We start from the raw sequence: 22,378 nt of genomic DNA on the forward strand, positions 1-22,378 counted from the left end.
AGGGCTCACACAGAGGCAGGAACCCTGAAGTCAATCAGCCCCTGTGGGAGCGAGCTTGCTCGCGATAGCGAAGGTTCAGCTTGCACCCATCTTGGATGGGCTGCCGCCATCGCGAGCAAGCTCGCTCCCACAGGAACTGTGTTTAACCAAGCGCTGTGTCACTGCCCGGCGATCTGCGCCTTGGTATAGAACCCGTCTTTTTCCAGCAGGTCGATGTTGTCCTTGGTCAACGGCGTGGGGGTGAGCAGGATGGTGTCGACTTTCTTGCTGCCATTGTCGTATTGCGAGCTGAAGGCCGGTTTCTCGTTACGCGCCAGTTGCACCGAAAGCTTGGCGGCTTCGGAAGCGATCAGTTTCAGTGGCTTGTAGACGGTCATGGTCTGGGTGCCATCGATCACGCGCTTGACCGCCGCGAGGTCGGCGTCCTGGCCCGAGATCGGCACCTTGCCGGCCATTTTCTGCGCGGCCAGGGCCTGGATGGCGCCGCCGGCGGTGGCGTCGTTGGAGGCGACGATGCCATCTATCTTGTTGTTGTTCCGGGTCAGGGCGTTTTCCACGATGCTCAAGGCTTCGGTGGGGTTCCATTCCTTCACCCACTGCTGGCCGACAATCTTGATATCACCCTTGTCGATGGCCGGTTGCAGCACCTTCATCTGGCCTTCGCGCAGGACCTTGGCGTTGTTGTCCGTGGGCGCGCCACCGAGCAGGAAGTAATTGCCCTTGGGCGCGGCTTTCAGCACGCCACTAGCCTGCATCTCGCCGACCTTTTCGTTATCGAAGGAAATGTAGGCGTCGATATCGGCATTGAGGATCAGTCGATCGTAGGACACGACCTTGATCCCGGCCTTCTTGGCTTCGGCGACGGCGTTGGTCAGCACGGTGGCGTTGAACGGTACGATGACGATCACATCGACGCCGCGGGAGATCAGGTTTTCGATCTGGGAGATCTGCTTCTGCTCGTTGGCATCGGCAGACTGGACGAAGACCTTGGCGTCGAGTTTTTCCGCCGCTGCGACGAAGTAGTCACGGTCCCGCGACCAGCGTTCCAGGCGCAGGTCATCGATGGAGAAACCGATTTTCGGATGGGCCGCATCGGCCATGACCGGAAGCGAGAGCAGGGCGAGGGCGCCGGCGAGCAGGGTACGTTTGAATGTTTTCATGTAGTGCGTCCTTTTATTGTTGTTTGAAAGACACTGCCTGACGATGAGCGTGATACCGGGTAGAACTGTAGAGCGTTGCGAGGCGCCGTGGGCACAGATTTGTCGCGAGAATGTAACGGCCTCTTTGGTTGGGCAGAACAAATCAGTTTGTTCTTCCGGGGGGCTGCTTCGCAGCCCAGCGGGGATAAATCCCCTCGCCACATTTGTCAGGGGTAGATAAACCGATTGACCACGTTCTCGAGCATTTCCTGGCGACCGCTGACAGCCTGGGGATTGAGCTCGTTGTTAAAGGCGTGCTCGGCCAACGATTCCAGGCTGAAGTCGCCGGCCAGCACCGCCTTGCCAAACGGTTGCTGCCAGCCTGCGTAGCGCTGGTCCTTGAACTGTTGCAACTGATCGTTCTGGACCATGGCTGCCGCGCGCTCCAGGGCGAGGGCGAGGACGTCCATGGCGGCGACATGGCCGTGGAACAGGTCGATCTCGTCCAGGCTCTGGCGCCGGACCTTGGAATCGAAGTTGAACCCGCCATTGCCGAACCCGCCAGCCTTGAGGATTTCGTAGGTGGCCAGGGTCATTTCTTCGACGCTGTTGGGGAACTGGTCGGTGTCCCAGCCGTTTTGCGGGTCGCCGCGGTTGGCGTCGATGCTGCCGAAGATCCCCAGGGAGACGGCTGTGGCGATCTCGTGGTGGAAGCTGTGCCCGGCGAGGGTGGCGTGGTTGGCTTCGATGTTGACCTTGATCTCGTTTTCCAGGCCGTACTGTTGCAGGAAGCCGAACACCGTGGCGCTGTCGTAATCGTACTGGTGCTTGGTCGGCTCCTGGGGCTTGGGTTCGATCAGCAGGTCGCCTTTGAAGCCGATCTTGTGCTTGTGCTCCACCACCATGCGCATGAACCGGCCCAGTTGCTCGCGCTCGTGTTTCAAATCGGTATTGAGCAGGGTTTCGTAGCCTTCGCGACCGCCCCACAGTACGTAGTTGGCGCCTTTGAGGCGTTGGGTGGCGTTCATGGCGCTGAACACTTGGGCGGCGGCGCAGGCGAACACTTCCGGATCGGGGTTGCTGGCCGCGCCTGCGGCAAAGCGCGGGTTGCTGAAGCAGTTGGCGGTGCCCCACAGCAGCTTGATCCCGGTCTGCTCCTGATGGCGTTCCAGGTGGTCGATCATCTGGGCGAAGTGGTTGCGGTACTCCTTGAGCGAGCTACCCTCCGGGGCGACATCGGTGTCGTGGAAGCAGTAGTAGTCGATGCCCAGCTTGGAGAAGAACTCGAAGGCCGCTTCGGCCTTGCCGATGGCCACTTCCATCGGATCCCCGGCATGTTGCCATGGGCGCTTGAACGTGCCGGCACCGAACACATCCGACCCCGGCCAGACGAAGGTGTGCCAGTAGCAGACCGCCATGCGCAGGTGTTCGCGCATGGGTTTGCCGAGCACCAGTTTGTTGGCGTCGTAGTGACGGAAGGCAAGCGGCGAATCGCTGGCGGGGCCCTCGTAGCGAATCTTGTCGACACCGGGGAAGTACGGCATGTGCGGGTTTCCTTTTTATTCTTGGCGGTGTCTCGATACTAACGCCGGCCCCGTGGCTGCTGATTATGAAAATCACCAACGGGCAGTTCGATTTTGAGTATTGAGATTCGCCGGCCGCGCGCCTAGTCTGTGTCCACCGGCACAGGGTTAAACCAATGAAAACCGTCCCGCCCGTTCACCGCATCGCGCTGTTGTTCAACGGCAGCAAGATCTACGACCGCGGCATCATCAGCGGTATCGGCAACTACTTGAGCAGCACGCGTGCGTCCTGGGACTTGTTTCTCGAGGAGGATTTTCTCTGCCGCTTGAAAGGCATCGAGCGCTGGCAGGGCGACGGGATCATTGCCGACTTCGACGACCCGCTGATCGGCGAGGCGCTGGCCGGGATCAAGCTACCGGTGGTGGCGGTGGGCGGTTCCTATCAGGATGAACGCGCCTACCCGAAGGGCATCCCCTATGTCGCCACCGACAATGACGCGTTGATGAGGTTGGCCTACGAACACTTGATCGAGGCTGGGCTGACCCGCTTCGCCTGTTTCAGCCTGCCTGAAGCACAAGCTAATCGCTGGGCCCAGGAACGGGAGAAGGCCTTTCGTCGGCTGGTGCAGCGCGACGGCCTGCCGGCCGAGGTCTATCGCGGCATGGGTACCAGCGCACCGCTCTGGGACAGCGCCGTCGAACAGCAGATCGCCTGGCTGCAAAGCCTGCCCAAGCCCATCGGCATCATCGCCGTCAGCGACGCCCGCGCCCGGCAACTGCTGCAAGCCTGCCTGACCGCCGGGATCGCCGTGCCGGAGCAAGTGGCGTTGATCGGTATCGACAACGACCCGCTGACCCGCAGCCTGACGCGGGTGCCGTTGAGCTCGGTGATCCAGGGCACCGAGACCATGGGCCGGACCGCCGCACGCCTGCTCCACCAAATGCTGCACGGCATGCCGTCCACGGGTACGCAGACTCTGATCCCACCTGAGGCGATCAATGTGCAGGTGTCGAGCCTGCATCAACCGTTGGGAAACCCTTATGTCATGCAGGCACTGCTCTTCATCCGCCAATACGCCTGCCAGGGCATCAAGACGGCCCAGGTGGCGGCTTATGTAGGCATATCGCGCTCATCGCTGGAAGCGCATTTTCGCAAGGAGCGGGGCTGCAGCGTCCACGATGAAATCCTGCGCTTCAAACTGACCGCCGCTGCCAACGGGCTGGAAAATACCGACGCGCCGATTGCCGACATCGCCCAGAATTGCGGCTTCAAATCGGCGCAATACCTGCACACGGTGTTTCGCCGCGAATTCGGCTGCACGCCCCGGGAGTATCAGCAGGGGGCAAGTGCGGCAACCCAATGACCTGCCACAAGGGGTACACCACCGCGTCGTCCTTGTGGCAAGGTTGCGGGCTTCATCGAATATTTAGGGACGGATGGAATGACGCTCAGGGTCATGGTGGTCGGTGGGTATGGAAATTTCGGCAGTATCGTTTCCAGGCACCTGGTGGTGATGCCAGGCGTACAGCTGGTGATTTCGGGGCGCGACGCCCAAAAACTGCAGCGCAAAGTCGATGAGTTGAACGCCCGATCGGGCACGGTATGTGAAAGTTGGTGCGGCGACGCCATGGGCCCAGGCTTCAAATCTGTCCTTGGCTTGATGAACATCCAATGGGTCATCCATACCGGCGGCCCCTTTCAAGGGCAATCCTATGCCGTCGCCGAGAGCTGCATCGACGCCGGCGTGAATTACTGCGACTTGTCGGATAGCAGAGCCTTCGTCACCGGCATTGGCGCACTCGACACCCGGGCAAAACAGGCAGGCGTGGCGATCCTCAGTGGTTGCAGCTCAGTGCCGACGCTCTCGGCCGCCCTCATCGATCAGCAGCGGCATCGCTTTAAACGCATCGACACGATCGAGCATGGTATTTCCTCTTCGGCCAAAATGCCGGGGTTGTCCACCGTCGAAGGCGTTCTCGCCTATGCGGGTAAGCCGATCAGGCAACTCAGGAATGGCCGGGTGCATGAGGTTCTGGGATGGCAGGACCTGACGCTTCGCAGAATGCGCTACATGGGCACCCGGGTACTGGCCAATGTCGACGTGCCGGACATGGATATCTTCGCCAGCCGCTATGGTGCCCAGAACCTGAGCTTCAAGGCCGGCGCAGGCCTGAAGCTCGGCGGTATTGCCAACTACATGCTGGCCCAGGCAATGAGGATGGGGCTGGTGCACGACCATCTCCCTTGGGCGGCCAGGCTTCATCGGTGGGGGCTCTGGTTCGAACGATTTGGCGATGGCAAAAGCGCAATGTACATCGATGTCCATGGCATCGGTGCCGATGGCGAGCCGCTGTCGTTGAACGTGCAGCTCACCGCCATGAACGACAAAGGGCCGGAAATTCCCAGCTGTGCAGCCGTTGCCTTGGCGGCAAAAGTTGCCCAAGGGTATCTGCCCGAACCCGGCGCTCGGGCCTGTGTGGGTGAAATCACCGTCGACGAATACATGGCCGCCATCAACGATCCGCAAAACCTCAGCCTGTCCGTGCATTTCTCTGACGGGCAGGGTTGACCATGCTCTATCTGTGCTTGAAGTACATCCATGTGATCGCTGCCATTTTCCTGTTCGGCTTCGGCATGGGATCCTACCTCTACCTGATCGCCGCCAGCCGCACCGCCAATCCGCAGGTCATTGCCCATGTGGCCAGGACGGTCGTCCGGTTCGATACCTGGATTACCACGCCGGCGGGTTTCATTCAGATAGTGACGGGTTACCTACTAACGAGACTGGCCGGATTTCCTCTGACCACGGAATGGATCATGACGTCGTTGATCATTTTCCTGTGCGTGGGGGCGTTGTGGCTGCCTGTGCTGGTGTTCCAGAAGCGCTTGTACGTGATGGCGTCGAGCGCGGCGAGGGATGGACGCACGCTCGAAGATCGATACTCAACCGTGTATCGAAAGTGGTTCTGGATGGGGGTTCTGGGCTTTTTGGGGATGTTTGTCATTGTGCTGATCATGGTGACGAAGATGACGCCACAGCAGTGGGTCGAGCGACTCCTGGTCTAAATATCGATCCGTTGCACCGGGACCATTGTCTCGCCTGGCTGAGCAAGGGGGCGAGTTTGGGCGATGGGGATGAATGTGTGTCTAACACGATGACTTCAAGGGCATGATCCGATCCATGAGCGATGACACCTACACCCTGTACATGCGTTTCCAGACGCCCGATCCTGACATCGGCCCTCGGGAGCGGGCGCCGATGCTTGCTCAGGAGCAGGCCTGGGCGCGTGAGCGTGCGACCATGCATCGCTTCAGCTGGATCATGGTGCTGGTGCCGCCGTTGTGCCTGGGCCCGGTGTTGCCGGGCATCGCGTTTTTGCTGGGGCTGTTGGTTTATCAGGGGTTATCCGCCCCAGGCGTCGACCTTGACCGGATCGTGGGGGATTCCCTTGGCTGGCTTGTGCTCGTCACTTTGCTGTTCATGGCTGCCTGGGGCCTGCATAACTACTTACGCGATAAGCGCGACCCGACCAAGCGGTATTGGCAGTCGATGCCCGATCAAGGGCTGGTCGAACTCGAACACCACACCCTCATCCGCGGCATCAGCCTGTGGTCCAACGACTATGATCCGGACTGCAACACCCTCATGCAATGGACCGATGGCAAGCTGAAATGCGTGCAAGACAGCGGTGTGTCGCAATGGATTCTGGGCAAGACCGCGGCGGGGTACTGGCTGGTGCTCAAGGAGCAGTTTTCAGGTGACTTCAGCTACGGGCGAGTAGGGCAAATGCCGGCGCCGGACAAGCTGCTGCAACCCCAGCAGCAACTGGCGATTGCTTTCGCCCCCGGCACGAACCTGCAGTTGGGCCTGCGTTTCGACGGTGCGCCGATGCCATTGGTGGATACGCCGTACTGGATGTCTGCCGATGAACTCAAGCGTTTGGAGGAGGCCGCCCATCACTGGAAGTTTTTACCGCCGAACCGCTATGGGGTGGTCAATGACCAGGACGCCGCCTGGGTGCAACGGCTGGTGGACAGGGCGCAAGCCAGTGTCGGGCCGCAGCCGGCGAGCGATCGCAGCCCAGCCCGGCGGGAGCAATCGCCCTCGACACCCTGAATCGAACACATTCCCGGAATGTCCGGCCGGTCACTGAAGCCAGGTGTCCACCACCCGCCGATCCAGCTCCTCCCAATCCGCCATGCCCAATACCCGAGTGGTATTCAATCCGCGCAGATAACCGCGCAGTTGATTGGCCGTGGCCCGCTTGAGCTCCGGGTCGGGTTCCGTGTTGCCCAACAGCACGCTTTCGTACTGGATCAGATAGTCAGCCACCCGCTCACGGAAGTCGGGCAATACCGCGTCGCGAATCAGGTCAAACGTTCTCATGGATAGGCCTCATCAATCTTTCTCGGCTTGCAACTATTGCTAGGAGTAATAGTGACCATTACCAAATGCAAGTTCTGCTTTGCCGGCAATCATTGGAAAATCAGCGCCATCGAACACGCAGCCCCGTATTTTTATTTTCAGGACCCATGACCCATGCGCCGTTTATTTTTGCTTCCCCTGGCGTTTTCCCCATTGTTGCTGGCCGGTTGTGCCTCGGCACCGAACGATCCGACCCTGACCTTGCAGACCAGCAAGACGCCGGCCCAATACGCCGAATGCGTCGTACCGAAATTGCAGGGCAATGGCTTGAACCCGCTGGTCTCGCAGACCCAGCGCAGCTACCGCATCGTGGTGCCGAGCAAAGTCTCGGCGGACAATGTGCTGGAAGCCTACAAGGCCGGCAACGGTGGCAAGGTATTCATCTACGAGCGGCACTTGCTGGCCTCCAACCTCCTGCCTTCGAGTTTCGAGCGCGCCGCACAGGAATGCATCTGACCGGCCCGTAAACGCTTTTCACCGTGCTCCTTTGGTTGGCCGCAACCAACCAATTCCCTTGCCCCGCACCGTCCTCGGTCGCGGGGCTTTTTTTGTTTGACGATGACTCCAGCCCGGTATTTCGGCCCGGTCAGCGTAGCCTTAGGCAAGAGCGTGAGGGGGCACGTTTTGTCGTCTTGTCTTATAGCGTCGGCAAAGGGGTGCTGCCGTTCAAGGCTGGAATCTTTGAAAACACGTCAGCCATGAAATCCATGAACACGATAGCCCGCGTGGGGAGCAGTCTATTGGCGACATAAACCATCTGCACGGGGACAGGAGGAGCTGCATGGTCGGTGAGAATGAACTGTAATCTCCCGCTGTTCAGCCCATCCTCAAACAGCCACGCAGGTCCATGCGCCACACCCAGGCCTGCCACGACCGCCGCACTGACAGCGTCGGGCGAGTTGACCCTGAGCCTGCCGGCAATCGGAATGTCCGCGTCCCGGAATCGCCAGGTCGCCCCGGACGACAGTAAGGTGTAGATGATGCAATCGTGGTCGCGTAGATCATCCGGGGTCTGCGGAACTCCGCGTTTAGCCAAGTAGTCCTTGCTGGCGACGAAGACCCGGTCGTACCATCCAAGACGCCGGGCGCGCAAGGTGCTGTCCTCCAGCTGTCCTATGCGAATGGCGAGTTCGGTGCCTTCATTGACGAGGTCTACGTATCGATCGTTGAGTTGGAGATCCAGGTTCAATTGAGGGTAGCGCTCCAAGAAGGCCGGCACATGCGGCAGCACAAACGCGTGTGCGAGAGCTGTCGGACAGGCTACGCGCAAGAGTCCCGATGGCTCGACGTTGTTCCTGAATGACGATTCGGATTCATCCACCGCATCCAGGATGCGCCGGATGTCCGCATAGTAGCGTTCGCCTTCCGGCGTCAAGGATAGCTTGCGCGTAGATCGGTGGAGCAAGCGCGTCTGCAAATGATCCTCCAGAGCCGCTACATAGCGGCTTACATTGGGTTGCCCCAGCCCTAGATCGCGCGCTGCCGCCGAAAAGCTCCCCGTTTCTACAGCACGCGCGAAGCATGTCATCAAAAGAAATCGGTCCACTTCTCCACCTCGATTCATGCCTGATTTGCATGAATCATATACGAATAGGCAGTCTTCTCCGATACGGGGCATGAGCGCATATTTCTCCATATCGACCGCAGTGGTCATTCACCGGAGAATTCAAATGTCGCGCTTGCAAGGTAAACGTACGCTCATCACTGGCGGCACCAGTGGCATCGGGCTGGAAACGGCAAAGCAGTTCCTGGCGGAGGGTGCTCGCGTGATCGTTACGGGTGTCAACCCCGATTCGATTGCAAAGGCCCAGGCTGAATTGGGCCCGGAAGTGCCGGTGCTGCGCGCCGATTCGGCCAGCGTTTCAGCACAAAAGGAGCTGGCACAAGCCATCAAGGAACACTACGGTCAACTCGACGTTGCCTTCCTCAATGCCGGCGTATCCGTCTGGCTGCCCATTGAGGAATGGACGGAAGACATGTTCGACCGCTCTTTCGACATCAACGTCAAAGGGCCGTACTTCCTGATGCAGGCGCTGTTGCCGGTCTTCGCAAATCCTGCTTCCGTAGTGCTGACTACTTCCGTAAGCGCGCATGCAGGGGCAGATCGCTCGTCCGTGTATGCCGCAACGAAGGCCGCATTGCTGAACATGTCGAAGACGCTCTCGACCGAATTGCTGGGCCGTGGCATCCGTGTCAACGCAGTGAGCCCTGGCCCCGTCGAGACTCCGCTTTACGACAAACTCGGCATTCCAGAAGCTTATCGCGAGCAGCTTAACAAAGAGATCGCGGCAACCATTCCGCTTGGGCGCTTCGGTACCTCCGATGAGGTGGCCAAAGCAGTGCTGTACCTGGCATCCGACGAGTCGCGCTGGACGGTTGGCTCTGAAATCGTCCTTGACGGCGGCCGCCTGCTGAATGGCTAAGCGCGCAGCTCAGCAATTGCGCGAATGCAACATCGCCTGGGCTGAGTTAATCAGGTACTGAACGCCCGCCTCAGCACTTGGCGACGAACGAGTCCAATCCAGACTGTGCAAACAGCGGTACGTGGGAAGCTTCTGCCGCTGTTTCCGCTTGATCAACCTGTGATAGATGCTCTGCGCGCGGGCACCTTGGTGACAGTGCTGGAAGACTGGTGTCCCCCCATCGCAGGACACACGCTTTATTTTTCCGGCCATCGTCGGGGCCCCGTGCCCCAGGCAGGTCGACGGGCTGATTGCCGGCGCGCAGCTGCGCCTCAGTGCCGAGGAGATCGAAGAAATTCGACCCTTCCTGCCTGTGGGCATGGGCACGAATGTTCCAGGGAACGCTTGACCGTTTATCGTGCAGGCGCCCGCTGAATGAGCGGGTTTGACGCTTCGCTGCATAACCGGCACTATCTGCTCGTTGATGATCATTAGTGCTCGTTTATGCAGGTTGTATCTCATGACTTCTCCCCACGAAGCGTTCCCCGGTGAACGCCAGCAATTGATCAGCCAGCGTCTCGCCCGGTATGGCCGGGTGATCGCGGCGGACCTGGCCAGCGAATTCAATGTGTCCGAACACTCGATCCGGCGTGACCTGGGGGTATTGGCAGCGGCGGGGTTATGCAAGCGTGTTTATGGCGGTGCAATACTTGTGCCGGCTGCCGAAGGGTCGCTGGATGTACGCGTGCGTAAAGACCCGGCACGCAAGGGCAGCCTCGGCCAAGCGGCCGCTGCCTTGCTGCGCGCGGGCCAGCACGTGTTCATCGATGCTGGTTCGACCAACCTGGCGATTGCTGGCGCCATCGATCCAAGCCTTCAGTTGACCCTCTCCACCAATTCGCCATTGATTGCGGTGCAGTTGATGAAACTGCCCCGTGCCGAAGTCATCCTCCTGGGGGGGCGCTTGAACCCCATCGCCGGTGGTGTGATCGGGCTGACGGCGGTGGAGCAATTGCGCCAGTTCAGTTATGACGTGTGTTTTCTGGGCGCCTGCGCCATCGATCCAGACAATGGGGTCACGGCATTCGGCCTGGAGGACGCAGAGTTCAAGCGCGCAGTGGTGGCGGCGAGTGGGCAAGTGATTACCGCGGTGACCAACGAAAAGCTGTCCAGCGTTGCTCATTATCAGGTGGTCTCTTGTGAGGAGGTTGCCGCCCTGGTGGTGGAGCACGATGCGCCACGTGAGCGGCTGGAGCCCTTTTACGGGCGGGTGACCAACGTCGTGACGAGTGTCCGTGAGCAGCGGCGTAGCTGATGCCTTTGCGGCGCAGGGCTGGGCAATTGGGTAGATACTGCGCAGCCCCCATTGTCCGCCAGGCGATTTGCGTCTAGTTTGCTGGCCGATCACAAGTACAAAAAATCAGGAGTCATCGATGCAACCGATTCGTCTCGGCCTGGTGGGCTACGGCAAGATTGCCCAGGATCAACACGTTCCAGCCATCCTCGCCAACCCCGCGTTCCAACTGGTGGCGGTCGCCACGCAAGGGCAGCCCTGCGCCGGGGTGGAGAACTTCCGATCCCTGGGCGAGCTGCTCGAAAACGGCCCGCACGTCGATGCGATTGCGTTTTGCACACCGCCGCAAGGCCGATTCGCCCTGGTGCAACAGGCGCTGGCGGCCGGTAAACACGTTCTGGTGGAAAAGCCGCCGTGCGCCACGTTGGGTGAAGCCATGGCCTTGGTGGAGCAGGTTCGCGAGCAAGGCGTCAGCGGCCTGTTCGCCTGGCATTCCCGTTACGCCCCGGGTATCGCGGTCGCCCGTGACTGGCTGGCCAGTCGCACCTTGCACAGCGTGCAGATCGATTGGAAAGAAGACGTGCGCAAGTGGCACCCCGGCCAGGCGTGGATCTGGCAACCCGGTGGCCTGGGGGTCTTCGATCCCGGCATCAACGCGTTGTCGATTGCGACTCATCTGTTGGCGCTGCCGTTGTTCGTGGAGGCCGCCGAGTTGCGTGTGCCGGACAACTGCCAGTCGCCGATTGCCGCCAGCATCAAGATGGCCGACGCGCGCCATCTCGATATCCGGGCGGAATTCGATTTCGACCATGGCCATGACGAGCTCTGGAGCATCGAGATTCGCTGCGCCGAAGGCGTCCTGCGCCTGGACAACGGCGGCGCGCTGTTGAGCATCGACGGCGTGCGCCAGGCCGTGTCCGAGGAGGGCGAGTACGCCGCGGTGTATCGACATTTTCAGCAATTGATCAACGACAAGGCCAGCGACATGGACCTGCAGCCACTGCGGTTGGTCGCGGATAGCTTCTTTGTCGGCAGTCGGACGGCGGTCGAGCCGTTCTACGATTAAACCAGGGAACTGCAGTTGAACGAACAGACATTGTCCATGCGCCTGGAGCGCGTGGCGGCGCATATGCCGGCAGGGGCGCACCTGGCCGATATCGGCTCGGATCACGCTTACCTGCCGGTGGCCTTGTTGCGTCGTGGCGTCATTGCGACGGCGGTGGCCGGCGAGGTGGCGTTGACACCCTTGCGCGCCGCCGAACGCACCGTGGGCGAGAATGGCCTGGAGCAGCGCATCAGTGTGCGCCTGGCCAATGGCTTGGCGGCAATCGAGCCGGAAGACGGGATCACCGCGATCAGCCTCTGCGGCATGGGCGGCGAGACGATCCGCGACATCCTCGACAGCGGTAAAGCACGGCTGAGCGGGCGCGAGCGGCTGATTCTGCAACCCAACGGCGGCGAACAACCGCTGCGCCAATGGCTGATGGAAAACGGCTACCGCATCCTTTGCGAGGAAGTGCTGCGGGAAAACCGCTTCTACTACGAGATCATCGTCGCCGAGCGCGCCGGGCCCGTGACGTACACCGCCGAGGAGCTGTACTTCGGCCCGCTGCAGATGCACGCGCGAACGCCGACCTTCCTGGCCAAGTGGCAACGCTTGTTGCGCCAGAAACAAAAGACCCTCGCCAGCTTCGCCAAGGCGCGGCAAGCCGTGCCCGAAGAGAAGCGGCAAGACATTGCCCGGCAGGTCCGGTGGATCAGTGCGCTGTTGGCTTGAGTTGCATTGAGGTTGGATGTGTGGGACGTCATCGCGAGCAAGCTCGCTCCCACAGGGAGTTGCGCAAGTCCCTTTTGCGGGAGCGAGCTTGCTCGCGATGAGGCCATCAGTGACTTCACTGATTCGAGAACTGCCGCCTTCTCCGGCTGCCCGACTATCGACCCATCATGGGGTAGTGCTTGATACGGCACGGATGCGAATTACCGTCGCCTTTACAGATGCCATCCAGGTAGCGGTAGTCCACCCGTACCGACTGCCCTTTGCCGGGCCATTGTCGGCGGGGGAGCGTGGCTTGGTAGTCCGGGGTTTCCGGGGTGAAGGTCAACAGCGAGCCTTGCGCGGGGCACTCCACCGAGGTGGATTTCGGCCTGGCTTTCACGATCTGCGCCTGAAGTTGCGGGTAGGGTTGTTTCAGGACCTCGACGATACGCAGCTCCATCTGGCAGATCTGCCACGTCGAGGCCTGGACGGGCTCGCACAGGAAGGGGAGCGTCAAGGCAAGCAGTCCGAGGCATGCGGTGTGAGTGTTCATTGCTGACCTTGTTTGGGGTGCTGACGTTTGCCAATCATAGCTTGGCATTGTAGCCGTCAGCAGAGTGGTGGCACTATGCCTACAGTCTTTTGGCCAATACAAGGAAGTAACCCATGCCCGGCATCCAAAACGTCGCTTCAGCATTCTGTGCATTCATGCAATCGTGGGAAGAGGACCGCAAATACCTGCCGTCATCCATCAGTGCCCTGGCCAACGGTTTCGAGGGCTGGTTGAAGTTCGAGTTTTATTTCTGGCTGATCCAGGCCCGTGGGCTTCGTGGCCCCGACCGCGAACTGGCGGATGTTGGCGTCGAGTACAAAGTGAAGCTCGATCAGCGTTGGTCGCTGATGGACATTGCTTCCAAGCAATGCGATTTGTGGATTCGCGACCAGGATGAAAAGCGCTTTCACTTCATTGAACTCAAGACACCTTTCTTCAATGCCAACCAGGGCAAGATGTTTGAAAGCGCGGCCAAGGACTATTGGTACATGACCCGCTTGAAAGCCCAGGCGGAAAAGGTGGCAACGGGCAGTGTCATCATCTTTGGCGTGAACTTTGATCAGGCGCGCTGGGAAAAGCATCTCGAGTATGTCGAGGAATATGCCGGCTACGTCGAGCATTCGTCCAAGGCATCAGGCACCGTGCCAGGCGTGGAGGGGCTGAGGTGGGCAGTCCTGACCATGCACTACCCGCAGATGGGCGAGTTCCTTCTGCCACCCGTCGAGGTTCAGGCGCCGTGAAGCCGTGGAGGGCCGCTGCCTGGCACCGCTGGCTCAACCGTAAAGCCCCATCAGCGAGAAAGACTGGTCAGCGCTCAGTGCGACAATCTCGGTCAGCGAATGCAGGAGCACTGGCACCAGCAGGCCGCCGCTGACCACCCTGGCGATGGCGAACACGCCTCCACAGGCGAAGATCAGCACGATCGTCATCCAGTTCCCGTATTGGATGTGCATGCCGGCGAAGACGGCCGACGTCACGATGATCGCGATCCATGTCCAGGCACGGCTGTTCTCGTAGGGAAACAGCCGGAACATGTAATGGCGGAAGAACAGCTCTTCGGCGATGGGCGGCAGCACGATCAGCGAGGCAATCTTGATCGCGGCCTGCCAACGGTTGAGCCCGTCCAGAAGCTCGGCCATGAACACCTCACGGGGTAACCCGAGCACGAAGACGGCAACCCCGAAAAGCAGGTAGGTCCCGATAATGCCGATCGCTCCCCACCGCAGGGGTTTGCCAATGGCATGACCGCGCCACTGCGGGCGTGAATCGGCACGGTATTGCAGGGCGAAGAGGCCGAGGAGAACGAGTGCGGTGAGCCCCGAGGTGGTCGTGAACATCAGATAGGTCTGCATGTCCGCGGGTACGAAAAGAACCTCGGGTATCGCGGCCAGGAAGACGACCAGAGTGGCCAGCATCAACATCCCGAGTCGGGGAAAGAAGCGGTAGGGCGATGAAGTGGCGGCGGTTGCAAACTCAGGAGCGGCACTTAGATTCGTCACAGTCACTCCATGAGTGCAAGGAAAAAGGCATGATGCCAGTGTTTTGATCGTCTGGGATGAGTTCCTCTTGGCTTTGTGCGGAGGTAGGCAATTGGCATCTCACTACGTCGAACGTGTGGCGTAAGGAACAGGCATCCATGCAACTGCGCCGCCGCCATCGCGAGCAGGCGATCTCCAGTGGGCACGAAGCCTATGGTCAACCCAGACCCCCTGTGGGAGCGGGCTTGCTCGCGAAGGCGGCGTCACAGTCAATGAAGATGTTGAATGTGCTGGCCTCTTCGCGAGCAAGCCAGCTCCCACAGAAGGATTCCGGGTGCACGCGGATATTGTGTCCGCTGAAGATCCAATGTGGGCGAGCTTGCTCGCGATGAGGCCAGCCAGCCCAATATCCATGTAGCTGAACCGCCGCTATCGCGAGCAAGCCTGCTCAAAGCTGCTTCGAGCCCCCGCCAATCTGCCAGACATACGGCGGTTCCGTGCCGTTGATTTCCCAATCACCGATGATGCGCTCCTTATAGATCAACGGATTATGCGAGGCAGCAGTGCGGCCATTGCGCCAGTGACGGTCGAGGGCCTTGCTGGTGCTGGTGGCCGAAGCACCGAGGGCATTGAACAGGTCGCTGGTGGCGCGCAACACCAGGTCGGAAATCACCACCTGGGCCTGGGCCGACTCCAGTTCGGCGGCGATGTTGGCGGTGTGCTCGGTTTCGGCGTCCTGGCTGAAGCGGCTTTCGTAAGCGCGCTGGGAGGCGCTCGCGGCGCGCAGGGTGGTGGCTTCGGCGGCGTAGACCTGGGCCGATGCCCTGCCGACCACCTGTTGCACTTGCACGTCCTGGCTCACTTCGCTGGCATTGCCGGTGCTGAAGACCCGCGTGCGTTTGCGCACTTGCTCGGTGATGTCATGAACCGCCGCGCGGCCGGTGCCGGTCAGCACGGCCAGCAGCACCAGTTGATAAAACGCGGTCTGGTATTTGAAGCGGGTAGAGAAATCGATGAGATTTTCCGCCTCGACCAACGCATTCTCGAACACCGACGTCCCGCTGCCGGTGGTGCGTTGGCCGAAGCCGTCCCAGTCATCGCTTTGCTTGACGCCCGGCTGGTGCACACGGACGGCGGCAATCACGTCGGCGCCGTTGTCGTCGCGCTGGGCATACACGTCGATCCAGTCGGCGAAGATGCTGCCGGTGCTGTAGTACTTGGTGCCGTTGACGACCCACTGATCACCCTGGTGGGAAACCCGGGTGACGACTTCGCCGATTTTCACCGCGCCGACTTCCGTCCAGGCATTGCCCACCAACTCACCCTCGACAAAGCGCTTGAACCAGGTGTCCTGTGGGCTACTGGCGTGGGCGTTGAGGCGGTCCTCGACGAATGCGAAGTGCCCGCGCAAGGCCTGGGGCAGGTTGGAATCGGCTTCAGCCAGTTCGATCAGTAATTGCAAGAGCTGCGGCAACGAAGCCCCGGCGCCGCCATATTCGACCGGTACGCGGACGGCGCCAAAGCCGGCTTCCTTCAGCCATTTCACCTGTTCAAAGGGCAGGCTGCGTGTCTGCTCACGCTCCAGGGCTCCAGCCTGGATGCGCGCAAAGATCGGCCGGAAGCGTTCGGCCAGGGGCTCATAGTCGGTGCCCGTGGAAAGGATCGGCGGCAGGTGGTGTTGCTGTGCGGTCATGTTGATCTTCCTTCTTGATGGCGAGTCGGCGGGCAGGGGAAAAATCTGCCGGTGCCAAAGGCCATTGCACAGTCCATGCCCGAGGTCCAACGCCCGTAAATGCGGGGCCCATACGGCGTTCATCGGCGCAAGGGCTGTGCTGGCCACGGACAATCTGTTGCGCAACTGTGTGCCGGGCAACAGTTGCCGCGACGGACATCGACAGGCCGGGTGTTGGCCAGGCAACAGCGGACCAACAGCTTGTCCGTCGGGCGACAGTGCAGTGATTGGGAGTGTCATTTAATTATTTGATTAATAAGGAAATATTCAACTGGCACGGTTGCTGCTCTACACCTTGTGCAGACGCCGAGGTGGCGTCTCCAGGCATGGGGTAAGCGATGAGCAAGCAATTCAAAGTGGTGGCGGTGTCAGGCAGCGTGCAGCACCCGTCACGCACCCTGGCACTGCTCCAGGCGTTGGTGGATCGGCTCGGGCAGCAACTGCCGATCGAGGTGCGCTTGATCGAATTGGCCAAGGTCGGTCCACAGTTCGCCGGGGTGTTGCATCGCGAGGCGTTGCCGGCTGCCGTGCAGGAGGATCTGCATGCCATTGAATCGGCCGATCTGTTGATCGCCGCCAGCCCGGTGTACCGAGCCTCGTACACCGGCCTGTTCAAGCACCTGTTCGATTTCGTTCATCACGAAGCCCTCAAGAACATACCGGTGCTGTTGGCCGCGACAGGTGGCTCGGATCGCCATGCCTTGATGATCGACCACCAGTTGCGACCCCTGTTCGGCTTCTTCCAGGCCCTCAGCCTGCCAGTGGGGGTCTATGCCAGCGAAACCGATTTCAGCCAATACCGGATCTCCAGTGCACAGGTGCTGGAGCGTATCGAGCGCGCCGTCGAGTCGGCGTTGCTGAGCCTGGTCCCGGGCGCCCGGCGTGACGCCAGTGCTGCCTGATCCATTTTTCCTTTCAAAACGAGCCGTGGAGTACATGCAATGAGCCAGGACACGATCAAATTTGCCTACTGGGTGCCCAACGTCAGTGGCGGTCTGGTAGTCAGCAAAATCGAACAACGCACCGACTGGGGCATCGACTACAACCGCAAGCTGGCGCAGATCGCTGAAGCGGCCGGTTTCGACTACGCGCTGTCCCAAGTGCGCTTTACCGCCGGCTACGGTGCTGAATACCAGCACGAGTCCGTCGCGTTCAGTCATGCCTTGCTGGCCGCCACCACGCGCCTGAAAGTCATCGCCGCGGTACTGCCGGGGCCGTGGACGCCGTCGGTGTTGGCCAAGCAGATCGCAACCATCGACCACCTGACCGGCGGCCGTGTGGCGGTCAACATCGTGTCGGGCTGGTTCAAGGGCGAGTTCACGGCCATTGGCGAGCCGTGGCTGGAGCACGATGAGCGCTATCGCCGTTCCGAAGAATTCATCACTGCGCTCAAGGGCATCTGGACCACCGACAACTTCACCTTGCGCGGTGATTTCTACCGCTTCCACGACTACACCCTCAAGCCCAAACCACTGCAGCAGCACCCGGAGATCTTCCAGGGCGGCAGCTCACGTGCGGCTCGGGACATGGCCTCCCGGGTATCGGACTGGTACTTCACCAACGGCAATACCGTGGAAGGCGTCAAGGCGCAGATCGATGACCTCCAGGCGAAAGCCGCGGCCAACAACCACAAGGTCAAGGTCGGCGTTAACGCCTTTGTCATTGCCCGCGACACGGAAGAAGAGGCGCGTGCGGTCCTCGCCCAGATCATCGACCAGGCCGATCCCGAGGCCGTCAATGCCTTTGGCGATGCGGCGAAGCAGGCCGGCAAGTCCAGCCCGGAAGGCGAGGGCAACTGGGCCAAGTCCAGCTTCGAGGACCTGGTGCAATACAACGATGGCTTCAAGACCAACTTGATCGGCACGCCGCAGCAGATCGCCGAACGCATCGTCGCGCTCAAGGCGGTAGGCGTGGATCTGGTGCTCGCCGGTTTCCTGCACTTCCAGGAAGAAGTCGAGTATTTCGGCCGTAAGGTCCTGCCGCTGGTGCGTGAGCTGGAGCAACGCAAGGTGGCAGCCAAAACGGCGGCGGTCGCTTAGGCGCGGGAGGCAGCATGGGCACGTTCATCGATACCCTCGACGCGGTCCCGGCCAGCTTGCCCCAGTGGTTGCAGCGCCAGGCGCTGGAGCATGGCACGGATGTCGCGCTACGCCACAAGCACCTGGGTGTCTGGCAGGAGCGGACCTGGGCGCACGTGACCGACGAGGTGCGCCGTTTCGCGAGTGCCCTGCAAACCCGTGGTTTTGCGGCGGGCGCAACCCTGACGATCATCAGTCGACCCAGGCCGCAGGCACTGCTTGCCGCCTTGGCCGCGCAATGGCTGGGCGGCGTGGCGAGTCTGTTCGACCCGTTGGACGCATCGGCCGGACAGGTGCAATTGCTCGGCACGCTGCAGCCGGATTTCGTCCTGGTCGAAGGCGTGGAAGAAATGCTGCGTCTGCGTGCGGCGCAGGTGGCCGTGGGGGTGTGGGTCTACCTCGACAAGCGTGGCCTGTCGGATTCGACGCCATTTGCGCAAGCGCTGGATTACGCGGCGTTGGCTGCCGAGCGGCCAATCGTTGACCTGGCCCCGCAAGGGCAAGTGCTGCAGACGGCCTTTGTTTTTTATCGCGGAAGTGGACGGGCGATGGAGGAGCAACGCGTCAGCCACGCCGAGCTGCTGCAGGAGGGCCAGCGGTTGGTGACGCGCGAAGGCCTGGGCCGGCAGGAAGAGGCATTGGCCGCACGGGCGTTCGCCTCGGGCGGGCAAGCTCGCTATCTGCTGGCGCCCTGGTTGATGGCCGGTTTTCGCCTGAACTTCCCTGAGAGCCTGGCGACCCGTGATCGCGACCGTCGCGAGCTGGGCCCGACGCTGGTGGCCGGGACGCGGGAAACCTACCAGCGTTTGCACCGCTATGCGCTGGAACGTTTGCCGGAGCCGGGCAGTGGGTCGCGCTGGCTGGTGGACTGGGCGTTGGCAGCGCAGCCGAGGCTGTTGCAACGGTATCTGGGGGACTGGCTGGTGCGCCGGCCGTTGCGCGACGTGCTGGGGTTTTCCCGGACCCGCGCGCCGCTGCTGGTGGGCGATGCATTGCCGCCCGAAACCCAGGCATTTTTCCAGGCCTTGGGTATCGAGGTTCGCCAGTGGGACGACGGGGCCCACTGGCAAGCGCCGCCGAACCTGGTGCAGCACACCACCGATGACTGGACGGGCCTCCAGTCGCAACTGGCCTGAGAGGAGACGCCCCATGACCCAGACGGCCATCACGCATTTGCTGGAGCTGGAGCATATTTCGCTGTCATTCAAAGGTGTCAAAGCGGTCACGGACATCAGCTTTCGCGTCGCCGCCGGTGAGATCTGCGCCTTGATCGGCCCCAACGGCGCCGGCAAGAGTTCGCTGCTGAACGTCATCAGCGGTGTGTACCAGGCCCAGGACGGGCACATCCGTTTTGATCGACAGGAGCGGCGCCGGATGCGCCCCTACGACGTGGCGGTTCGCGGCATTGCCCGGACATTCCAGAATATCGCGCTGTTCAAGGGCATGAGCGTGCTCGACAACGTGCTCACCGGACGCAACCTCAAGCGCCGCAGCACCTGGATCGAACAGGCGCTGCGCATCGGTCGCGCCCGGGCCGAGGATGACCGCCAGCGCGAAGCGGCCGAGCGTGTCATCGCATTCCTGCATTTGCAGCCTTGGCGCGACGTCCTGGTGGGCACGCTGCCCTATGGCTTGCAGAAACGGGTGGAGCTGGCCCGCGCGCTGGCGGCGGAGCCCCGGCTGTTGCTGCTGGACGAGCCCATGGCCGGGATGAACGCCGACGAGAAGCAGCAGATGAGCCGCTTTATCGTCGACATCAACCGTGAGCTGGGCACGACGGTGGTGTTGATCGAGCACGATATCGGCGTGGTCATGGACATCAGCGACCACGTGGTGGTGCTCGATTACGGTCGCAAGATCGGCGACGGCTCGCCTGAAGACGTACGGCAGAACCCCGAGGTCATTTCGGCCTACCTGGGCACTCGCCACTGATACCGGATATTCGCCACCTTCCCACCAGGGAGGGCAGGCAAGTTGCGTCCGCAGAATAGGAGCGGCGATGGAATTTTTCTTTGAAGTATTGATTGGCGGGTTGTTGGCCGGGGTGATGTACGCCTTGGTGGCCATCGGTTTCGTGCTGATCTACAAGGCCTCCGGGGTGTTCAATTTTGCCCAGGGCGCGATGGTGCTGTTCTCGGCGCTGACCTTCGTCAGCCTGCTGGAGCGCGGTGTGCCGTTCTGGCTGGCGTTCGTCATCAGCCTGGCGGCCATGGTGCTGATCGCGGTGGCGGTGGAGCGGGTGGTGCTACGGCCCTTGGTCAACCGTTCGCCGATCACGCTGTTCATGGCCACCCTCGGGCTGTCCTACGTCATCGAAGGGTTCGCCCAGGCCCTGTGGGGCGCCCAGGTGCATGGCCTGGAACTGGGTATCAGCGATGAGCCGCTGGAGTTGGGCGGGATGCTGTTGTCGCAGTTCGACATTTTTGCCGCATTGACCGCGGCGTTCCTGGTGCTGCTGTTGTCCTGGCTGTTCAACAAGACCCGGCTCGGATTGTCGTTGCGGGCGGTGGCCGATGACCCGCTGGCGGCGTTGGCCGTGGGCATTCGTTTGCAGCGGGTCTGGGTGGTGGTGTGGGCAGTGGCGGGGTTTGTCGGGCTGGTCGCCGGCCTGCTCTGGGGCGCTCGCCTGGGCGTGCAGTTCTCACTCTCACTGGTGGTGCTCAAGGCCTTGCCGGTGCTGATCATCGGCGGCTTCACCTCCATCAGCGGGGCGATTGTCGGCGGCTTGATCATCGGTGCCTCGGAGAAGCTGGCGGAGGTTTACCTCGGGCCCTTCATCGGCAGCGGCATCGAGAACTGGTTTCCCTACGTGCTGGCGCTGGTGTTTTTGCTGGTGCGTCCGGCGGGGTTGTTTGGCGAACGGGTCATCGAACGGGTTTAGGGGAGCGCATCATGTTTTATCGAGAAACAGGCCAGTTCAACACCCGCTATGCCCAGGACCGCCGGTTCTTCGCCCTGCGCCAGGACCGTCAAGGGCTGGCCGCATCGCTGCTGTTTGCCTTCGTCGTGGTGCCCTGGCTGGGCAATGACTACTGGTTCAGCGCGATCCTGATTCCGTTTCTGGTGCTGTCCCTGGCCGGGTTGGGGCTCAATTTGCTCACCGGTTATGCCGGGCAACTGTCCCTCGGTTCGGCGGCGTTCATGGCGGTAGGCGCCTTCGCCACCTACAACCTTGAAATACGGGTCGCCGGCTTGCCGTTGTTGGTCAGTATCGCCCTGGGCGGGTTGACGGCGGCGCTGGTGGCGGTGCTGTTCGGCCTGCCGAGCCTGCGCATCAAGGGCTTCTACCTGCTGGTCTCGACCCTGGCGGCGCAGTTCTTCGTGACCTGGGCGTTGACCCGGTTCAGCTGGTTTTCCAACAACAGCGCCTCGGGCGTGATCAGTGCGCCGCGCCTGGAGGTCTTCGGGGTGAACCTCGACGCGCCGGCCGGCCGCTATCTGTTGACCCTGAGCGTGGTGGTAGCGCTGTTCTGGCTGGGCAAGAACCTGGTGCGCAGCGAGTTGGGGCGCAACTGGATGGCGGTGCGCGACATGGACACCGCCGCTGCGATCATCGGTATTCCCCTGGCGAAGACCAAGCTGCTGGCGTTCGCCATCAGTGGGTTTTTCCTCGGCGTGGCCGGTGCCCTGTGGGCCTTCGCTTACCTGGGCACCGTGGAGCCCCACGGCTTCGATCTGAACCGCTCGTTCCAGATCCTGTTCATCATCATTATCGGCGGCCTCGGCAGCCTGCTGGGCAACTTCCTCGGCGCGGCTTTCATCGTGCTGTTTCCGGTGTTGCTTTCGAACCTGGTGTCGCTGCTGCCCGGCGGGCTGGTGGACGCCGGCCAGGTGGAGAACCTGCAGAAGATGATATTCGGCGCCCTGATCATCCTGTTCCTGATCAAGGAGCCAGAGGGCCTTGCGCGCCTCTGGCAGAGATTTCGCCAGCGCGCACGGCTGTGGCCGTTGCGCTACTGAGCGAACCGCACAACGCGGGTTTGCAGTTCCATTTTG

Annotated in this window: 23 protein-coding genes and 1 pseudogene; 17 read left to right on the forward strand and 7 right to left on the reverse strand. The window is 61.3% G+C overall.

All coding sequences use genetic code 11. The annotated features are described in order from the left end of the window. Window positions 1–158: 158 nt before the first annotated feature. A complete protein-coding gene (gene xylF / locus BLP82_RS04140) occupies window positions 159–1,160 on the reverse strand; it encodes a D-xylose ABC transporter substrate-binding protein (protein WP_092165548.1) in 1,002 nt (333 codons plus the stop codon). Between the two features lie 206 nt (window positions 1,161–1,366). After that, complete coding sequence (gene xylA, locus BLP82_RS04145) at window positions 1,367–2,683, reverse strand: xylose isomerase (protein ID WP_092165550.1); 1,317 nt, start codon at window positions 2,681–2,683, stop codon at window positions 1,367–1,369. 155 nt (window positions 2,684–2,838) lie between these two features. On the opposite strand from xylA, the gene BLP82_RS04150 reads away from it, so the two are divergent. From BLP82_RS04150 to BLP82_RS04165, 4 genes are all read left to right on the forward strand, one after another. After that, window positions 2,839–4,026 carry a XylR family transcriptional regulator gene (locus BLP82_RS04150; protein WP_092165552.1) on the forward strand — a complete coding sequence of 396 codons (1,188 nt, stop codon included), beginning with the start codon at window positions 2,839–2,841 and terminating at the stop codon, window positions 4,024–4,026. 78 nt (window positions 4,027–4,104) lie between these two features. Further along, a complete protein-coding gene (locus BLP82_RS04155) occupies window positions 4,105–5,232 on the forward strand; it encodes a saccharopine dehydrogenase family protein (RefSeq protein WP_092165554.1) in 1,128 nt (375 codons plus the stop codon). Between the two features lie 2 nt (window positions 5,233–5,234). Further along, window positions 5,235–5,729, forward strand: coding sequence for a DUF2269 family protein (locus tag BLP82_RS04160; protein WP_092165556.1), 495 nt, complete (start codon window positions 5,235–5,237; stop codon window positions 5,727–5,729). Between the two features lie 115 nt (window positions 5,730–5,844). Continuing rightward, window positions 5,845–6,780 carry a hypothetical protein gene (locus BLP82_RS04165; RefSeq protein ID WP_092165558.1) on the forward strand — a complete coding sequence of 312 codons (936 nt, stop codon included), beginning with the start codon at window positions 5,845–5,847 and terminating at the stop codon, window positions 6,778–6,780. 30 nt (window positions 6,781–6,810) lie between these two features. Here BLP82_RS04165 and BLP82_RS04170 read toward each other — a convergent pair whose 3' ends face one another. Next, complete coding sequence (locus BLP82_RS04170; protein ID WP_092165560.1) at window positions 6,811–7,050, reverse strand: hypothetical protein; 240 nt, start codon at window positions 7,048–7,050, stop codon at window positions 6,811–6,813. Window positions 7,051–7,203: 153 nt separating this feature from the next. On the opposite strand from BLP82_RS04170, the gene BLP82_RS04175 reads away from it, so the two are divergent. Then, complete coding sequence (locus BLP82_RS04175) at window positions 7,204–7,545, forward strand: hypothetical protein (protein ID WP_092165562.1); 342 nt, start codon at window positions 7,204–7,206, stop codon at window positions 7,543–7,545. Window positions 7,546–7,726: 181 nt separating this feature from the next. Here the strand turns inward: BLP82_RS04175 and BLP82_RS04180 are convergent, their stop codons facing one another. Next, window positions 7,727–8,635 (reverse strand): LysR family transcriptional regulator, encoded by a 909-nt coding sequence (locus BLP82_RS04180; RefSeq protein WP_092165651.1) that lies wholly within the window; start codon window positions 8,633–8,635, stop codon window positions 7,727–7,729. 124 nt (window positions 8,636–8,759) lie between these two features. Between BLP82_RS04180 and BLP82_RS04185 the strand changes: the two genes are divergently transcribed. From BLP82_RS04185 to BLP82_RS04200, 5 genes and pseudogenes are all read left to right on the forward strand, one after another. Then, complete coding sequence (locus tag BLP82_RS04185) at window positions 8,760–9,512, forward strand: SDR family oxidoreductase (RefSeq protein ID WP_092165564.1); 753 nt, start codon at window positions 8,760–8,762, stop codon at window positions 9,510–9,512. A gap of 247 nt (window positions 9,513–9,759) precedes the next feature. Next, a pseudogene (locus BLP82_RS31950) lies at window positions 9,760–9,900 on the forward strand (aldo/keto reductase); the annotation flags it as partial. A 111-nt stretch (window positions 9,901–10,011) separates the two neighbouring features. After that, entirely contained in the window at window positions 10,012–10,806 is a 795-nt protein-coding gene (locus BLP82_RS04190; RefSeq protein WP_092165566.1) for a DeoR/GlpR family DNA-binding transcription regulator, read from the forward strand. A gap of 118 nt (window positions 10,807–10,924) precedes the next feature. Then, window positions 10,925–11,851 (forward strand): Gfo/Idh/MocA family protein, encoded by a 927-nt coding sequence (locus BLP82_RS04195; RefSeq protein WP_092165568.1) that lies wholly within the window; start codon window positions 10,925–10,927, stop codon window positions 11,849–11,851. 15 nt (window positions 11,852–11,866) lie between these two features. Further along, the gene (locus BLP82_RS04200; protein WP_092165570.1) at window positions 11,867–12,562 is read left to right on the forward strand and encodes a tRNA (adenine(22)-N(1))-methyltransferase; all 696 of its coding nucleotides are present in this window, start codon (window positions 11,867–11,869) and stop codon (window positions 12,560–12,562) included. Window positions 12,563–12,716: 154 nt separating this feature from the next. On the opposite strand, the gene BLP82_RS04205 is transcribed toward BLP82_RS04200, so the two are convergent. Beyond that, window positions 12,717–13,094, reverse strand: a complete 378-nt coding sequence (locus BLP82_RS04205; protein ID WP_092165572.1) for a hypothetical protein — start codon at window positions 13,092–13,094, stop codon at window positions 12,717–12,719. A 113-nt stretch (window positions 13,095–13,207) separates the two neighbouring features. Here BLP82_RS04205 and BLP82_RS04210 point away from each other — a divergent pair, with 113 nt between their 5' ends. Continuing rightward, complete coding sequence (locus tag BLP82_RS04210; protein ID WP_092165574.1) at window positions 13,208–13,834, forward strand: hypothetical protein; 627 nt, start codon at window positions 13,208–13,210, stop codon at window positions 13,832–13,834. Window positions 13,835–13,867: 33 nt separating this feature from the next. On the opposite strand, the gene BLP82_RS04215 is transcribed toward BLP82_RS04210, so the two are convergent. Together BLP82_RS04215 and BLP82_RS04220 are read right to left on the reverse strand one after the other, a co-directional pair. Then, window positions 13,868–14,593, reverse strand: coding sequence for a CPBP family intramembrane glutamic endopeptidase (locus BLP82_RS04215; RefSeq protein WP_256576543.1), 726 nt, complete (start codon window positions 14,591–14,593; stop codon window positions 13,868–13,870). 427 nt (window positions 14,594–15,020) lie between these two features. Beyond that, on the reverse strand, window positions 15,021–16,265 hold the full coding sequence (locus tag BLP82_RS04220; protein ID WP_092165578.1) for an acyl-CoA dehydrogenase family protein: 1,245 nt from the start codon (window positions 16,263–16,265) through the stop codon (window positions 15,021–15,023). 377 nt (window positions 16,266–16,642) lie between these two features. On the opposite strand from BLP82_RS04220, the gene msuE reads away from it, so the two are divergent. The 6 genes from msuE to BLP82_RS04250 all read left to right on the forward strand — a co-directional run bounded on the left by msuE (window position 16,643) and on the right by BLP82_RS04250 (window position 22,342). Then, the gene (msuE, locus tag BLP82_RS04225; RefSeq protein ID WP_092165580.1) at window positions 16,643–17,206 is read left to right on the forward strand and encodes an FMN reductase; all 564 of its coding nucleotides are present in this window, start codon (window positions 16,643–16,645) and stop codon (window positions 17,204–17,206) included. A 39-nt stretch (window positions 17,207–17,245) separates the two neighbouring features. Next, the gene (gene sfnG, locus BLP82_RS04230) at window positions 17,246–18,343 is read left to right on the forward strand and encodes a dimethylsulfone monooxygenase SfnG (RefSeq protein ID WP_092165582.1); all 1,098 of its coding nucleotides are present in this window, start codon (window positions 17,246–17,248) and stop codon (window positions 18,341–18,343) included. Between the two features lie 14 nt (window positions 18,344–18,357). Beyond that, window positions 18,358–19,518 carry an AMP-binding protein gene (locus BLP82_RS04235; RefSeq protein WP_092165583.1) on the forward strand — a complete coding sequence of 387 codons (1,161 nt, stop codon included), beginning with the start codon at window positions 18,358–18,360 and terminating at the stop codon, window positions 19,516–19,518. Between the two features lie 13 nt (window positions 19,519–19,531). Further along, window positions 19,532–20,314, forward strand: coding sequence for an ABC transporter ATP-binding protein (locus BLP82_RS04240; RefSeq protein ID WP_092165584.1), 783 nt, complete (start codon window positions 19,532–19,534; stop codon window positions 20,312–20,314). Window positions 20,315–20,381: 67 nt separating this feature from the next. Continuing rightward, the gene (locus tag BLP82_RS04245; protein WP_092165585.1) at window positions 20,382–21,263 is read left to right on the forward strand and encodes a branched-chain amino acid ABC transporter permease; all 882 of its coding nucleotides are present in this window, start codon (window positions 20,382–20,384) and stop codon (window positions 21,261–21,263) included. An 11-nt stretch (window positions 21,264–21,274) separates the two neighbouring features. After that, window positions 21,275–22,342: a branched-chain amino acid ABC transporter permease gene (locus BLP82_RS04250; protein WP_092165586.1), complete on the forward strand. Its 1,068-nt coding sequence runs from the start codon at window positions 21,275–21,277 to the stop codon at window positions 22,340–22,342. Window positions 22,343–22,378 lie beyond the last annotated feature (36 nt).

It is taken from the genome of Pseudomonas sp. NFACC37-1 (genome assembly GCF_900101575.1).
Taxonomy (GTDB): Bacteria; Pseudomonadota; Gammaproteobacteria; order Pseudomonadales; family Pseudomonadaceae; genus Aquipseudomonas; species Aquipseudomonas fluorescens_AA.

Bases quoted from the DNA above. Each gene is read 5' to 3' on its own strand.
- BLP82_RS04150 (WP_092165552.1), top strand. From the start codon at position 2,839: ATGAAAACCGTCCCGCCCGTTCACCGCATCGCGCTGTTGTTCAACGGC.
- BLP82_RS04220 (WP_092165578.1), bottom strand. From the start codon at position 16,265: ATGACCGCACAGCAACACCACCTGCCGCCGATCCTTTCCACGGGCACC.
- BLP82_RS04160 (WP_092165556.1), top strand. From the start codon at position 5,235: ATGCTCTATCTGTGCTTGAAGTACATCCATGTGATCGCTGCCATTTTC.
- BLP82_RS04185 (WP_092165564.1), top strand. From the start codon at position 8,760: ATGTCGCGCTTGCAAGGTAAACGTACGCTCATCACTGGCGGCACCAGT.
- BLP82_RS04235 (WP_092165583.1), top strand. From the start codon at position 18,358: ATGGGCACGTTCATCGATACCCTCGACGCGGTCCCGGCCAGCTTGCCC.
- msuE (WP_092165580.1), top strand. From the start codon at position 16,643: ATGAGCAAGCAATTCAAAGTGGTGGCGGTGTCAGGCAGCGTGCAGCAC.
- BLP82_RS04155 (WP_092165554.1), top strand. From the start codon at position 4,105: ATGACGCTCAGGGTCATGGTGGTCGGTGGGTATGGAAATTTCGGCAGT.
- sfnG (WP_092165582.1), top strand. From the start codon at position 17,246: ATGAGCCAGGACACGATCAAATTTGCCTACTGGGTGCCCAACGTCAGT.
- BLP82_RS04175 (WP_092165562.1), top strand. From the start codon at position 7,204: ATGCGCCGTTTATTTTTGCTTCCCCTGGCGTTTTCCCCATTGTTGCTG.
- BLP82_RS04245 (WP_092165585.1), top strand. From the start codon at position 20,382: ATGGAATTTTTCTTTGAAGTATTGATTGGCGGGTTGTTGGCCGGGGTG.
- BLP82_RS04205 (WP_092165572.1), bottom strand. From the start codon at position 13,094: ATGAACACTCACACCGCATGCCTCGGACTGCTTGCCTTGACGCTCCCC.
- BLP82_RS04240 (WP_092165584.1), top strand. From the start codon at position 19,532: ATGACCCAGACGGCCATCACGCATTTGCTGGAGCTGGAGCATATTTCG.
- BLP82_RS04210 (WP_092165574.1), top strand. From the start codon at position 13,208: ATGCCCGGCATCCAAAACGTCGCTTCAGCATTCTGTGCATTCATGCAA.
- BLP82_RS04190 (WP_092165566.1), top strand. From the start codon at position 10,012: ATGACTTCTCCCCACGAAGCGTTCCCCGGTGAACGCCAGCAATTGATC.
- BLP82_RS04195 (WP_092165568.1), top strand. From the start codon at position 10,925: ATGCAACCGATTCGTCTCGGCCTGGTGGGCTACGGCAAGATTGCCCAG.
- xylF (WP_092165548.1), bottom strand. From the start codon at position 1,160: ATGAAAACATTCAAACGTACCCTGCTCGCCGGCGCCCTCGCCCTGCTC.
- BLP82_RS04170 (WP_092165560.1), bottom strand. From the start codon at position 7,050: ATGAGAACGTTTGACCTGATTCGCGACGCGGTATTGCCCGACTTCCGT.
- BLP82_RS04165 (WP_092165558.1), top strand. From the start codon at position 5,845: ATGAGCGATGACACCTACACCCTGTACATGCGTTTCCAGACGCCCGAT.
- xylA (WP_092165550.1), bottom strand. From the start codon at position 2,683: ATGCCGTACTTCCCCGGTGTCGACAAGATTCGCTACGAGGGCCCCGCC.
- BLP82_RS04250 (WP_092165586.1), top strand. From the start codon at position 21,275: ATGTTTTATCGAGAAACAGGCCAGTTCAACACCCGCTATGCCCAGGAC.